The 13,143-nt window shown below is 66.0% G+C and carries 8 protein-coding genes; 5 read left to right on the top strand and 3 right to left on the bottom strand.

The features are described 5' to 3' along the window. Positions 1 to 14 precede the first annotated feature (14 nt). Positions 15 to 1,289 (bottom strand): glutamyl-tRNA reductase, encoded by a 1,275-nt coding sequence (gene hemA, locus LJ737_RS01970; protein WP_227762546.1) that lies wholly within the window; start codon positions 1,287 to 1,289, stop codon positions 15 to 17. A 423-nt stretch (positions 1,290 to 1,712) separates the two neighbouring features. Here hemA and LJ737_RS01965 point away from each other — a divergent pair, with 423 nt between their 5' ends. Next, positions 1,713 to 2,897 (top strand): sensor histidine kinase, encoded by a 1,185-nt coding sequence (locus LJ737_RS01965; RefSeq protein ID WP_227762543.1) that lies wholly within the window; start codon positions 1,713 to 1,715, stop codon positions 2,895 to 2,897. A gap of 69 nt (positions 2,898 to 2,966) precedes the next feature. Here the strand turns inward: LJ737_RS01965 and LJ737_RS01960 are convergent, their stop codons facing one another. Both LJ737_RS01960 and LJ737_RS01955 read right to left on the bottom strand, forming a co-directional pair. Further along, the gene (locus tag LJ737_RS01960) at positions 2,967 to 4,034 is read right to left on the bottom strand and encodes a lipocalin-like domain-containing protein (protein ID WP_227762542.1); all 1,068 of its coding nucleotides are present in this window, start codon (positions 4,032 to 4,034) and stop codon (positions 2,967 to 2,969) included. Positions 4,035 to 4,090: 56 nt separating this feature from the next. Next, entirely contained in the window at positions 4,091 to 4,615 is a 525-nt protein-coding gene (locus LJ737_RS01955) for a peptidase associated/transthyretin-like domain-containing protein (RefSeq protein ID WP_227762540.1), read from the bottom strand. Positions 4,616 to 4,915: 300 nt separating this feature from the next. On the opposite strand from LJ737_RS01955, the gene LJ737_RS01950 reads away from it, so the two are divergent. The 4 genes from LJ737_RS01950 (at position 4,916) to LJ737_RS01935 (ending at position 13,142) form a co-directional block, all read left to right on the top strand. Continuing rightward, positions 4,916 to 6,691 carry an amino acid permease gene (locus LJ737_RS01950; RefSeq protein WP_410779938.1) on the top strand — a complete coding sequence of 592 codons (1,776 nt, stop codon included), beginning with the start codon at positions 4,916 to 4,918 and terminating at the stop codon, positions 6,689 to 6,691. 109 nt (positions 6,692 to 6,800) lie between these two features. After that, positions 6,801 to 11,417: a PDDEXK-like endonuclease domain-containing protein gene (locus tag LJ737_RS27065; RefSeq protein ID WP_227762539.1), complete on the top strand. Its 4,617-nt coding sequence runs from the start codon at positions 6,801 to 6,803 to the stop codon at positions 11,415 to 11,417. A 75-nt stretch (positions 11,418 to 11,492) separates the two neighbouring features. Continuing rightward, positions 11,493 to 12,098, top strand: coding sequence for a hypothetical protein (locus LJ737_RS01940; protein WP_227762537.1), 606 nt, complete (start codon positions 11,493 to 11,495; stop codon positions 12,096 to 12,098). A 72-nt stretch (positions 12,099 to 12,170) separates the two neighbouring features. Next, a complete protein-coding gene (locus LJ737_RS01935; protein WP_227762535.1) occupies positions 12,171 to 13,142 on the top strand; it encodes a lipid A deacylase LpxR family protein in 972 nt (323 codons plus the stop codon). Position 13,143 lies beyond the last annotated feature (1 nt).

The raw sequence follows: 13,143 nt of genomic DNA, 5'->3' as shown, positions 1-13,143 counted from the left end.
AAGAAGCAGGAAGCTTAGGCCGTAGCCTGCTGGCGCTCCAGGTCGAAGAGGTCGTTAAGCACGTCGATGAGCTGGTCGGCTTCGTCGCGCTTGCAGGCAGCTTTGAGCTGCAGCACGTGCTGCTTCAATACCTTCTGCATCAAGCTCTTGGTGATGTCGTCGAGGCGCTTGGCTTCCTCGGGCGACACTTTCTTCTGGTAGCGGTCCAGCTCTTCCTGGCGCAGGTGCTCCAAGGCTCCCTTGATTTTCTGAATGACCGGGCCCACCATCATTTCGCGGCTCCATTCGTCGAGGCCGGCGAGGGTTTCTTCGATGATGCTGCGCACCTGGGGCACGGCGGCGAGGCGGCGCTCGACGGCGGCGGTGGCGCGGCTCTGGATGGAGTCGATGTTGTAGAGCAGCACACCGGGCACGTTTTCCACTTCTGCTTCGATGCTGCGCGGCACCGAGAGGTCGATGAAGAACTTGTAGCTCAGCACTTCCAGCCGCTCCACCAGGTCGACGGTGAAGTAGGGCGTGTCGCGGGCAATGGAGGAAATGACCACGTCGGACTCGCGCAGGGCTTCGCTCAGGTTTTCGAAGTCGATGACTTTCAGACCCTCGCACTCGGCGGCCAGCAGTTCGGCCTTGGAGCGGGTGCGGTTGCAGATGGTCACGTCGGCGAAGTTCTTGTTGCCGGCGAGGTGGCGGCACACGTCGGCGCCGATTTCGCCCAGGCCCACCACCAGCACGCGCGGGTTGGCCACGTCGGTGGTCAGCTCTTCCACCAGCTCCACAGCGGCGTAGGAGGTCGAGGCGGCCCCGTCGCGGAAGCTCGTTTCCTGTTGCACGCGCTTGTTGGTGAAGAACACCGAGTGCAGCAAGCGGTGCAGGAAGGGCCCGGCAGCGTCGGCGTCGGCCGACCACTGATAAGCCTGCTTCACCTGGTTGCTGATCTGCAGGTCGCCCACCACTTGCGCGTCGAGGCCCATGGCTACCTCGAAGAGGTGGCGGGCGGCTTCGTCGCAGCTATTGCGGACGTGGAAGTACTCGTAGTAGTTGGAGATGTCCTCGACGCCCTTGAGCTGGCCGAGAGCTTCGATGATGGCCGGGCTCTGGTCGCGCTCGGCGGCGTAGTAAATTTCGGTGCGGTTGCAGGTGCTGAGCACGAGCAAATCCGACAAGCCAAGCTGCTGGTGCAGCGTGTCGAGGAAACGACGGCAGGCCGGTTCATCCAACGCAATCAGCTCGCGAATCGCGAGGGGTGCGGTTTTATAGGATAGCCCTACGGCCTTAAACGGGTGGGTCATAGCAGGTGCTACGGGCGACGTAGAAGTGGACGACAAAATTACGGCGCAATTCGCAAGGGTAAAAACCCGAAAGTGAGCAGAGTGGTTCGGCGCCGGGGTGAACTGCGTTTTTGGCGGGTTAAAACGGGTTAATCGCGCGAGCAAGTGACAAAAATCATTCGCCGTGCGGCGGATTTAAGCCCCTTGGGAGCAACGGGTTAAAGGTATATAGAGATGCAGGCTGGCGTCAATCCCCTAATGATGTGGGTGGGCGCCGGGCGAGCAGCAGGCGGGCCAAATAATCGTGCGGGGCCGGGCGGGCGGCTGCCGAAGCGAAACGGGGCGGGGAGGCATCGATGGAGGGCGGGGCTGCGTACTTTCGCCATTGCTGTACGCGTTGGGGTAGCCGGCTTGGTTGCCTGCGGCCGCTTTTTCTTCTGCTCCGTGCTTCCCATTTACGACCAAAAATCCCGAATTAAGCTGCTCATTGTGGTGCTGGCGCTGGTTATCGGCGCCGTGACGGTGGTGTATACCAACTTGCTGGTGAGCCGCTTGGCCGAGCGGGAGCAGCAGCAGATTGACCGCTACGCCCGCACGCAGCGCTTTTTGCTGGGCACCGAGCAGGAAGACGCGACGACCAACTTTCTGCGCACCGAAATCATCCTGGAAAACTCGAACATCCCGGTGCTGCTGGTCAACGACGAAGGCGACATCGTGGACTGGCGCAACATCACGCTGCCCAGCGGCGCCAATGAGGCGCGCCGCATTGCCTTTTTGCAGAACGAGCTGGCCGAAATGAAGGAGCAGCACCCGCCCATCGTCATCAAGTTCGGCGGCGGTCTGCACAACTACATCTACTACAAAGACTCGCTGATTCTGACCCAATTGCGTACGTATCCGCTGGTGCAGTTGGGCGTTATTGCCTCGTTGGCCGTCATTGCGTACCTGGTGTTCAGCACCTCGCGCCGGGCCGAGCAAAACCGCGTGTGGGTGGGGCTGGCCAAGGAAACGGCGCACCAACTGGGCACTCCGCTGAGCAGCATGCTGGCCTGGGTGGACTACATGCGCTCCTCGGAGCGCTTTGCGGGCGAAGAGGTGGTGGAGGAGCTGGACAAGGACGTGAAGCGCCTGCAAATCATCACGGAGCGCTTCTCCAACATCGGCTCGGTGCCCGTGCTCAAGGACGAAAACATCCGCGACGTGGCCGAGCGCGCCATTGATTACCTGAAGGTGCGGGTGTCGCGCAAGGTGGTGTTCAAGGTGGAAAGCCTATTGGAACCCGACACCACGGCCAAGGTGAACATCCCGCTGCTGGAGTGGGTCATCGAGAACATCTGCAAAAACGCCGTCGATGCCATGGACGGGCGGGGCTCCATCACGCTCATCATCCGCCACGGCGGGCGCAACAACAAGCAGATAGCCCTTGACATCACCGATACCGGCAAGGGCATTCCCAAAAGCAAGTTCGAGACGGTGTTTCAACCCGGCTACACCACCAAGAAGCGGGGCTGGGGCCTCGGCTTAGCCCTGGCCAAGCGCATTATCGAGAATTACCACAAGGGCCGCCTCTACGTGCGCTGGTCGGAAGTGGGCAAGGGCACCACCTTCCGCGTGTTGCTGAACGGGTAAGTGCTTGGAAGTGCGTGAACTGGCAAGGCGGTTAGCGCTGCTCAGCGCGCCGACTTCTCACTCAGCTGCCTAGCGGTTCGTTATTTCCACGTAGGCGTTGCCGGTGACGGGCTTGCCGTGCTGGGTGCCGGTCACGCGGCACATGCCTTCCCAGTAGTTGAGCGGGGGCAGGGCTTTGAACAGCTTCAGGCTCAGCTCCTGGTGCGGCACCAGCGGCTCCACGGTCAGGTCGTAGCCTTTCCCGGGAATCTGCACGCGCCACCGCGAGGGGTAGCGGCGCCCGGTGCCAGGGCTTTGCCAGTGGTCGAGGGGCTCCAGGGTGAAGTTTTTTTCCTCCAGGTGCTGGTTTTCGCCCCGCCGCCCGAACACCGAACCCCCGCCGATGTGCTGCCCGGTTTTCTTCTGGTGCACGGTATAGAGCATCAGGTCGTCGCCGGTTTCGTGGAGCTGAATGCTGAGCCAGTCCCAGGCAATGTCGCGCTTGTTGACCGAGCCGCAATTCCACTGCCGGTCGTACCACAGCTCGCCGCTCACGGGGCGGGGCTGGCCGTCGAGGGTGAGCGTGCCGGTGGTGGTCAGGCGCGGGTAGCTGTAGTAGCCGGCTTTGGCCACCGGGCCGTACTGCTCGTAGCCGGTGCCGCCGTGCAGCAGCACGGGCTTGGCGGGCGTGGTCGTCAGCTGGAAGCCGGTGCCGGGGTGGGCGGCCATGGTGGCCTGCAGCTGGTAGCGGCCCTCCTGGCCGTCGAGAAGCCAGAGCTGGTTTTGCTTGGGCAGGCGCAGGCGAATGGGCAGCGAATCGGGCAGGATGCGCGCCTGGGGCTGCAGGGCGTAATCGTAGTGGAACCGCTGGTGCTTGGGGTCCGTCACGGCCACGTTCACCATCAGGTAGTCGCGCTTGCCCGAGGGATTGAAGTGAAAGAATACGTACTCGATGCCGTATTGGTCGCCGGACTGCTGGTCGCGCAGGTGACCGGTGAAGTACCACCATTCCACGGAGTTGCGCACGTGCACGGCCTCTTCCTGGGGCAGCTGGGCCCGCTCAGCAAACTTGTCGTGCTTGGCGGTGGGCTTGAGCAGGCAACTGGTGGGGCCGGTGAGCAGGAGCAGGGCGGTGGCGGCCGAAAGCAGCTTGTTCATCGGCTGAATAAGCCCCAAGCCGGCCGAAAAGTTTCGGCCGGCTTGGGGCTAGCTCGTCAGGGCGCAGCGGGCCGCGGCACGGGCCGCGCCGGCGCCTTGCTCAGCCGGCGAACCTCGCGGCGGGGCAGCACCGGCAGCGGTTTGGGCTGCACCAGCAGGGAGTCGCGCTGCAGGCTCAGGCGCAGCAGCGAGTCGGCGGGCCGCTGCAGAAAGGTGATGGGCACCGCGTGCGGCCGAAACGCGCTGGCCCGGACCTGCAAGGTGTCGGAGGCGTTGGTGGCCAGCTGGTCGGCCGTTAGCTCGAAGCTAAAGTAACCCTGCTCGTCGCTGAACGTGCCCAGGGCCAGTTGCCGCAACCACAGCGTCGCCGCGGGCAAGGGCTCTTGGGTGTAGGCATCGAGCAGGCGGCCGCGCAGGCGGTAGGCGGTGGTATCGGGCGGGCAGGTGCCGGGCCGAGCGACCAAAGCCGTCGGGACGGCGCCGGGGGCCGCCGCCCCGGCGAGGAAGCCCGGCAGCAGCGCAGGCAAGACGGGCAGGAGCAAGCAGCGGATAGCGGCGCGGGCAATGGAAAACGACGACAAGCGGGAGCGGTAAAAAGTACTTCGATAGCGCGGCAGGCGAAAGTACGTAACTCCGCAGGCGAAGTATACAGCCAAGCTAGCCCGACTTAGCTGGGCCAAGCTCCGGGCCGCGCCATTGCGCCAGGCAGCCGGGCTCGGCTGCTCTGCGGACGGACGAGCAAACGGCGGGGAAAGCGGCGTACTAAGCCTGGGTAGGGAGGGGCGCGGAGCGAGCCGGCGGTGGGAGTGAAAAAAGCCCGCGCGCAACGCCGCCGCATTATTTTCTATCTTTTGGGCCTCCAAATACTATTCTCTCCCGCTTTGCCTCCCTCTACGCTTCCTCCCACGCGCTCGGCCGGCCTGTTCCGGCGCAAGGCGCTATCCGACCTACTGGCCAACCCGCCCGCCGACGAAGACCTGCACGGCTCGCACCCCGGCGAGCATGGCCTGGCCCGCCACCTGACCGTGCGCGACCTGACGGCGCTGGGCATTGCCGCCGTCATCGGGGCCGGCATCTTCAGCACCATCGGCAACGCCGCCCACGACGGCGGCCCGGCCGTGTCGATGCTGTTCGTGTTTACCGCCATTGCCTGCGCCTTCTCAGCCCTGTGCTACGCGCAGTTTGCCGCCACCATCCCCGTGTCGGGCTCGGCCTATACCTACGCCTACGCCTCCTTCGGCGAGCTGGCCGCCTGGATTATCGGCTGGGCACTGATCATGGAGTACGCCGTGGGCAACATCGTGGTGGCCATCAGTTGGTCGGACTACTTCACCGGCCTGCTCGACGGCATCGGGGTGCACCTGCCCGTGTACCTGACCATGGGCATGCAAAGCGCCCACAAACACTACAACGAGGTGCTGGCGCTGATGCAGGCCGGCAAGCCGCTGGCCGAGGCCTCGGCCGCGCAGCTGGAAGGCTACAAGGCCTGGGCCGCTGCGCCCGAGCTGCCCGGCGGCCTGCGCCTGGTGCTGGACCTGCCCGCCGGCCTGATTACGCTGGCCATTACGGCGCTGGTGTACGTGGGCATCAAGGAATCGAAAAACGCCTCCAACCTGCTGGTGGTGTTGAAGTTGGCCGTGGTGGCGGTGGTCATCCTGGTGGGCATGTTCTACGTGCAGCCGGCCAACTGGAGCCCCTTCGCCCCGAATGGCATCGGCGGCGTGCTCAAGGGCGTGTCGGCCGTGTTCTTCGCCTACATCGGCTTCGACGCCATCAGCACCACGGCCGAGGAGTGCAAGAACCCGCAGCGCGACCTGCCGCGCTCCATGATCTACGCCCTGATCATCTGCACGGTGCTCTACGTCATCATCACCTTGGTGCTGACGGGCATGGTGAGCTACCAGGAATTGGCCGTGGGCGACCCGCTGGCCTACGTGTTCAACAAGGTGGGCGTGACCTGGCTGGGCAAGATCGTGGCCGTGTCGGCGGTGCTGGCCATGGCCTCGGTGCTGCTCGTGTTTCAGATCGGCCAGCCCCGCATCTGGATGACCATGAGCCGGGACGGGCTGCTGCCCAAGGTGTTTGCCCGGGTGCACCCCAAGTACCACACGCCCTCGTTCTCGACCATCGTGACGGGCTTCTTTGTAGGCGTGCCGGCCATGCTGCTGAACATGGACCTGGTCATCGACCTGACCAGCATCGGCACGCTCTTCGCCTTTGCCTTGGTGTGCGGCGGCATCCTCGTTATCGACCCGCACGGGCAGAGCAACGCCCGCTTCAAGGTGCCCTACCTCAACGGCCGCTTGCTGGTTCCGCTGCTGCTGCTCGTTGCCGGTGGGCTGGTGTTCGTGTACAACCGCGACAATGTCAACGAGTTCTTCCGCTTGAGCAGCGGGGCCGAGGGCCTGGAAGGCTTCCGCCACCAGATTCCCATGCTCGTGTTCCTGATTGCCTGCGTGTGGGTAGCGGTGGTGTCGTTCACCAAAAACCTCTCGCTGCTGCCTGTGCTCGGCCTGCTCACCAACCTCTACCTGATGACGCAATTGGGCATCAGCAACTGGCTGCTGTTCGGCGCCTGGCTGATCGTTGGCCTGGCCATTTACTTCAACTACGGCTTCAAGCATTCCAAGCTGAACCAGACGGCCGCGGCGCGGTAGGGGCGCAGCGCTTGTATTCCCTCTGTCCGTGCTCTAACTTGATTCCGGCAGGGCTTTGCTCAGGTGCAAGGCTCTGCCGGTTTTGTTTATGCCTTCCCCTGAATTGTCTGTGTCATCCGTTGAGCAGGAGCGGTTGCTGGCCTTGCTGGCTTATACCAAAGAAAGTGTGCGGCTGCGCGCTGCCCTAGTTACCGATGTAGCCAGTCACGGCTTCCACGCGCTGGAGGCGCAGCTGACCGGGTTGCCGGGCGTATGGCTGCCCGGCCAAATTTCCGTTGAATCCCCCGCAGCGGAGCACGACGCCGACCTGTGGCTGCGCGTGGAACGCCTAAAAGAGCAAGCCCCGCCCCCCATTGCCGATTTGCGCCTGGCCACGCTCACGGAGCTACCCAACGACCCGGCTCGCCCGCCGGCGCTTCGGGCGCAGGCGCCGGCCCAGACGCTGGTACGCCTGGGCCTGCTGCCGCGCTCGGTGGCCGCCGCCCCCGCATACGACCCCGTGGCGCCGATCCTGCTGCGGGAGCTGGCCGAAGCGCCCTTGCTGGCCACTGCCCTGGACGAATACGTGAAGCAGCACTGGCAGCCCTGGGCACTGAGCGAAACGCAGCGGCGCCGCACCATCAGCTGGTACTCCCGCCTCTACGCCCTGAAGCAGCAACTCGAAGGCGGACTGACCGATACCGCGCTGGAGCTGGTGTGGGGGGTGGGCATAGCTATATGGCAGCTGCCCGGTGCCGCCGTGCGTTACCCGCTGCTCACGCGTTTGGTCGAGTTGGCCCTCAACCCCGACGACATGGCTTTGGAAGTGCGTCCCCGGCAGTTGACAAGCCGATTGGAGGCCGATGTGTATGCGGCGCACGAGGTGGCCGGCCTGGCTCAGTTGGAGCAAGGCAGCCGCGCGCTGCTGACCGCCGAACCGTACCTGTCGCCTACCGAGCCAGTGACCTACGAGGCCGTGCTGCGGCTGGCTGCCGCGGTACTCGATGCCCGGGGCCGCTACCTGCCCGACGACGCGCCTAACTTGGCCCGGCTGCTGCCGGGGGCCACCCCCGAGCTGCAAGTAACCGACACCTGGGTGCTATACGCCCGGCCCCGCACCAACAATACTTTGCTGCAGGACCTGGATGCCTTGCGGACCCGGGTGGAGCAACCCGCCCTGCAGCTGCCCGCCGCCGTGGCCGCGCTGGTGCGCGACCCGGCCAGTTACCACACCGACCGGGTATTGCCCGCGTTCCGGGGGGTGTCGTTGGTCGGCGAGCCGCAGCAAGGGGCGGCCCCGCAGGAGCTGTACTTCCCGCTGCCGTTCAACGACGAACAGGTACGCATCGTGCAACTGCTGGAGCACGCGCCGGGCGTGGTGGTGCAGGGCCCGCCCGGTACGGGCAAGACGCACACCATTGCCAACGTCATCTGCCACTACCTGGCCCTGGGGCGGCGCGTGCTCGTCACGTCGATGAAAGACCCGGCCCTGGCCGTGCTGCACGACAAGCTGCCGCCGGCCGTGCGGCCGTTAGCCATCAGCCTGCTGACCAGTGAGCGGGAAGGCATGAAGCAATTTGAACATGCCGTCCAGCGTATTGCCGAGGAAGTGCAGCGCCTCGACCCCGCCGCCACGAGCCGCCGCATCGAGCTGCTGGCCACGCAGCTGGACGCCTGCCACAGCCAGCTGGCCTACATCGACCGGCGCACCGGGTACTGGGGCGAGCAAAACCTGCAGCCGCTGGAGCTGGACGGTGAACGGGTGGAGGCGCAGGAGGCCGCTCGGGAAGTAGTGGCTGGGCCGGACCTGGCCGAGTGGCTGCCCGACGCGGTGGATACGACGTCTAGCTGCCGTCCGCAGTTTGACGACGCGGACATAACCGCCCTGCGGCGTGCCCGGGCCGAGCTAGGACCTGACCTGCAGTACCGTACGGCGCAGCTGCCGGCGCTGGCAGAGCTGCCCGAGGCCCGCGAACTGCTGCTTACCCATCAGCAGCTTCGCAGCTCTCTGGCCCTGCAGGCGGCAGTAGCCAGCGGTGAGTTGCCGCCGTTATCGGCTGGGGCTGACCCGCTGCTGCAACTGGCCGAAGTGCTGGCTCAGGTGGCCGAGGTGCAGCAGCAAACCGCAGCGGCGCTGCCGTGGACCGCTGCCCAGCAGGCTTGCCTCGCCAACGCTCAAAACGATACCCTCTACGAATTACTGGAAGCTCTGGGCGAAGAGCTACGCGCCGCCTGGGCCGAGCGCCAGGCTTTCTTAGTGCGCCCGGTGCGCGTGCCTACGGGGGCGGAGCTTGACGAAGAGCTGCTGACGGCCGTTGCCAATCGGAGTCAGGGGCGCAGCCCGTTCGGTCCGGCGGGCTGGTTTGGCAAAAGCGCGCAGAAGCAGCGGCTGGCGGAAATTCGGGTGCTCACGTCCGCGCCTAGCACGGCGGCCGACTGGGCGCACGTCGAGCAGTACCTGCTACTGTTGCGGCATCTGCACGAGCTGGCGTTCCGCTGGAACGCGCTGGCCGCGGAGCTGGCGCTGCCGCTGACCGCTGCCGAGCCGGTACCCGGCGTTCAAGAAGCCCTTCGGCTCTACGAAAGCTACGAGCAGCTGCGCAACGCCCGCGCAGCCGAAGCGTGCCTCAACGCCGCCCTGCAGCGCCTGCTGCCCACCTGGGCACCGGCCCGAACCGCGGCGCAGCAGCCTGCCGTGCTGGAACAGGCGGCTGAGCTGCTGCGGCAGCACCAACTACGCTTACAAGCGGAAGCTGCCTGGGCCGTGCGCGAGCAGTACGAAAATGCCCTGCACGATACCTCCGGGCCCATTAGCGAAGCCCTACGGGACTTTCTTGCCAGCGGCCTCGGCCAAGCAACCCTGACCGAAACCGAGCTGCGCCAGCAGTGGGCCACGCTGACGCAGGAGCTGCGGCGCGTGCACGCGCTGCGGCCGCAGCTGGATGCCGTTACCGGACTCACCGAGCGCATTGCCCGGTCCGGCGCGCCGCGCTGGGCCGCCCAACTGCGCGAGCAGCCCGCCGCGGGGGCCACCGACGAGCTGCTGCCCGCCGACTGGTGTCGACGCTGGCGGTTGCGCCGGCTCAGTACCCACCTGCAAGCCCTGGACGCGCGCGCCGAGCTACGGCAGCTGGCCCTTGACCGCCAGCAGGCCGAACTCACGCTGGCGCGTACCTATCAGGACATTATCGAGCAGAAAACCTGGCTGCAGCTGGCCCAGAACGCCACCCCGCAGGTGCGCAGTGCCCTGCAAGCGTACCGCAATGCCGTCGTCAAGGTGGGCAAGGGAACGGGCAAAAGTGCCGGCCGTTACCGCCGCGACGCACAGGCGGCGGCAACGGTGGCCAACGCCGCCATTCCCTGCTGGATCATGCCGCACTACCGCGTGTCGGAGTCCTTGCCAGCCGAGCTGGGCGCGTTTGATCTGGTCATCATCGACGAGGCGTCGCAGTCGAACCTGCTGGCGCTGCCGGCGCTGCTGCGGGCCCGCAAAGTGCTCATCGTGGGCGACGACAAGCAGGTGGGGCCGGGCTTCAGCGGACTGACGCAGGAAAAGGAAACCGAGCTGATGAACCGGTTTTTGAGCACCCAGCCCGCACTGTATCGACCGCAGCTTTCCCCCAGCCACTCCATCTACCAGTTGTTCCAGGTGGTTTTCTCCGATTCGCAACTGCCGCTGCGGGAGCATTTTCGGTGCGTAGGGCCCATCATCGAGTACTCCAAGCGCGAGTTCTACGACCACGGGCTGAATCCGCTGCGCCTGCCCAAAGCCTCCGAGCGCCTGGATCCGCCGCTCGTCGACGTGCTGGTGGAGGACGGCGTGCGGCTGGGCGACACCAACCCGGCCGAGGCGCGCTTCATCGTGGAAGAAATCAAAGCCCTGGTAGCCGACCCGGCGTTTACCGGTCGTTCCATTGGCGTGATTTCGCTGCTGGCCGATAAGCAGGCGCAGCTGATCTGGGCGGAGCTGGAGCGGGAAATCGGGCTGGAAAGCATGCTGCGGCACCAGATTGCCTGCGGGGATGCCCACACGTTTCAGGGCAAGGAGCGCGACATCATGTTTCTCTCGCTGGTGGTTTCGGGCAAGCCGAAAGCCCTGGGACACAAGGACGACGAGCGGCGCTTCAACGTGGCCGCCTCGCGGGCCCGCGACCGGATGTACCTCGTACGCAGCGTGCAGGCCGATGAGCTGAGCCCGGCCGACCACCTGCGCCGCAAGCTGCTGGCGCATTTCGGGAGCCCGTACGCGCAAGACGAACACCGCGTAAAAAATCTGCGGGCATTGTGCGAATCGGGTTTCGAGCGGGAGGTGTACGATTTCCTCACGGAGCGCGGCTACCGGGTGCAGCCCCAGGTAAAAGCCGGTCAGTACCGCATCGACCTGGTGGTGGAAGGCGACAACGACCAGCGCCTCGCCGTGGAGTGTGACGGCGACCAGTACCACGGCCCCGACCGGTGGCACGACGACCTGCGGCGGCAGCGGGTGCTGGAACGAGCCGGCTGGCGCTTCTGGCGCTGCTTTGCCTCCGCCTGGGTGCGCTGGCGCTCCGACTCGGAGCACGACCTGCTGCACCACTTGGCCGAACTTGGTATTGGTCCGGTAGCCGCTGCGGCGGTACCGAGCCAACAGACGGCCGCCCGCCGCTACGTAGCTTTTCCGCAAGAGCAGCCCGTTGCTGTTTCGCCGGCAACTGCCGCCGCGCTGCCGCAGTTGCCGCTGGCCTTCCCATCTCTTTTCGATAATTAAGCTGACGAGGCCGCTGTTGATCCGGAACAGCTCCGCCCACCTCCGCAAAAACCTCTGCGGGAACCCCTCACCAGAATGATGCTTCCGCCCGGCGAAACCATGTTGCTCACCTTGCGCCTGAACGGCTCCATCCCCGCCCGCGCCGGCCGCGAGTTGCACCAGCAGCGCGTGCAGGCCCAGGAAGCGGCCCGCGCCGCAGCTACGGCCGAAGAAGCCCAGGCCGCGCACCGCCGCGCGGAGAAGCGGTTCTTCGCCGATTTCGACGCCCTGCTGGATGCGGCGCAGGTTGGCGGGAGCTACCTGGAAAAGGAGAGGATTGCCGAAGCCGTGGCCGCAGAACTGCTGTTGTTGGAAGAGCAAGGCCTGCGCGTGCCCTGCTTCGTGTTGAGCTTCAATCACCTGCACGTGGTATTGCAGCAGCCCGTCGGGCACCGCTTTTCGCTCTACAAAACCGTGGAGCTGCTGCACCAGCGCACCGCCCTGCAGGCCCGGCGCATCCTGCGCGGGCAGTTGCCCAAGGAAGCCGACTTCTGGCATCCCGGCACCCACGAGCTGCCCATTCTAGACGCGGCCGAGCTAAGCCGGCTGCAGGCTTATCTGCTGGGCCACGCCGCCCGCCTGCAGCTGCCCCCGCGCTACCACGAGTGGCCGTACCAGTACGCCGCGGTGCCGGGGCACTAAGTCAGAACCCGGCCGCAGGGCAAGCCGCCGGAGCCGCCGCGCCGTATGTAAGGCTCCTCATCCGAAGCCGGCATGCGCTACTTGCTTATTCTAGGAGCCTGGGTGCTGCTGAGCTGGCCCGCCCAGGCCCAGCACCCGGTCGCCGACTCTGTCAGTTCCGACCGGTTTGCGGCCTACACGTTCGCCAACGACGCCTACTTCAAAACCGACTACTACTTCACGCAGGGCATGACGGGTACGGCGGTGCTGCCGGGCCTGCGCCGCCTGCCCGGTGCCCGGCTGCTGCGCCTGACTACCGGCGGCGTGCAGCACTTCGGCCTGCGCCTGCACTACGACGGCTTCACCCCGCTGCGCATCCAGGACGCGTTTATTCGCCGCGGCGACCGGCCGTACGCGGCCTACCTCTACGCCGACTACTTCCGCGCCATTACCGATGCGGCCCGGCACCGCCGGCTGACCACCACGCTGAGCCTGGGTCTGGTCGGGCCGGCGGCGGGGGCCAAGGGGTTTCAGACCAAGCTGCACGCGCTGCTGGGCGCGCCCACGCCCCGCGGCTGGGACTACCAGATTCGCAACGACTTGGTGCTGGGCTACGCCGCGCACCTGGAGCAGCGGCTGCTGGCCATGGGCCGCGCCGTCGAGCTGATTGGTGGGGGCACGGCGGCCCTGAGCACCCTGCGCACCTACGCCGGCCTCGATGCCCGCCTGCGCCTGGGGCTGCTGCAGCCGTATTTCAGCAACCTGGGCGTGGCCTCACGCGCCAACCGCGCCGGGCAGCGGCGGGCGCAGCTCTACGCCGAAGCCGGGCTCGATGGCCGCCTCGTGGGCTACGACGCCACCCTGCAGGGCGGCTTGCTGCGCCGCGACAACCCCTACACGCTGTCCGCCGGCGCCCTCAAGCGCGGCGTGCTACGCGCCACCGGCACGTTGGGCCTGGGCTACGCCGGCCTGCGACTGACGCTGTCGGCCGTGCAGATTTCGCCGGAGTTTCGGGGCGCGCGGCAGCACCGCTGGGCGCAGTTGGGGCTGCTGGTGGCGTTCTGAC

Source organism: Hymenobacter sp. 15J16-1T3B (assembly GCF_020711235.1).
GTDB lineage: Bacteria > Bacteroidota > Bacteroidia > Cytophagales > Hymenobacteraceae > Solirubrum.
Note: the sequence above shows the minus strand (reverse complement) of the source record. Positions and strands in the feature narration are given on the sequence as shown.

Bases quoted from the DNA above. Each gene is read 5' to 3' on its own strand.
- LJ737_RS01960 (WP_227762542.1), bottom strand. From the start codon at position 4,034: ATGAACAAGCTGCTTTCGGCCGCCACCGCCCTGCTCCTGCTCACCGGC.
- hemA (WP_227762546.1), bottom strand. From the start codon at position 1,289: ATGACCCACCCGTTTAAGGCCGTAGGGCTATCCTATAAAACCGCACCC.
- LJ737_RS01935 (WP_227762535.1), top strand. From the start codon at position 12,171: ATGCGCTACTTGCTTATTCTAGGAGCCTGGGTGCTGCTGAGCTGGCCC.
- LJ737_RS01940 (WP_227762537.1), top strand. From the start codon at position 11,493: ATGATGCTTCCGCCCGGCGAAACCATGTTGCTCACCTTGCGCCTGAAC.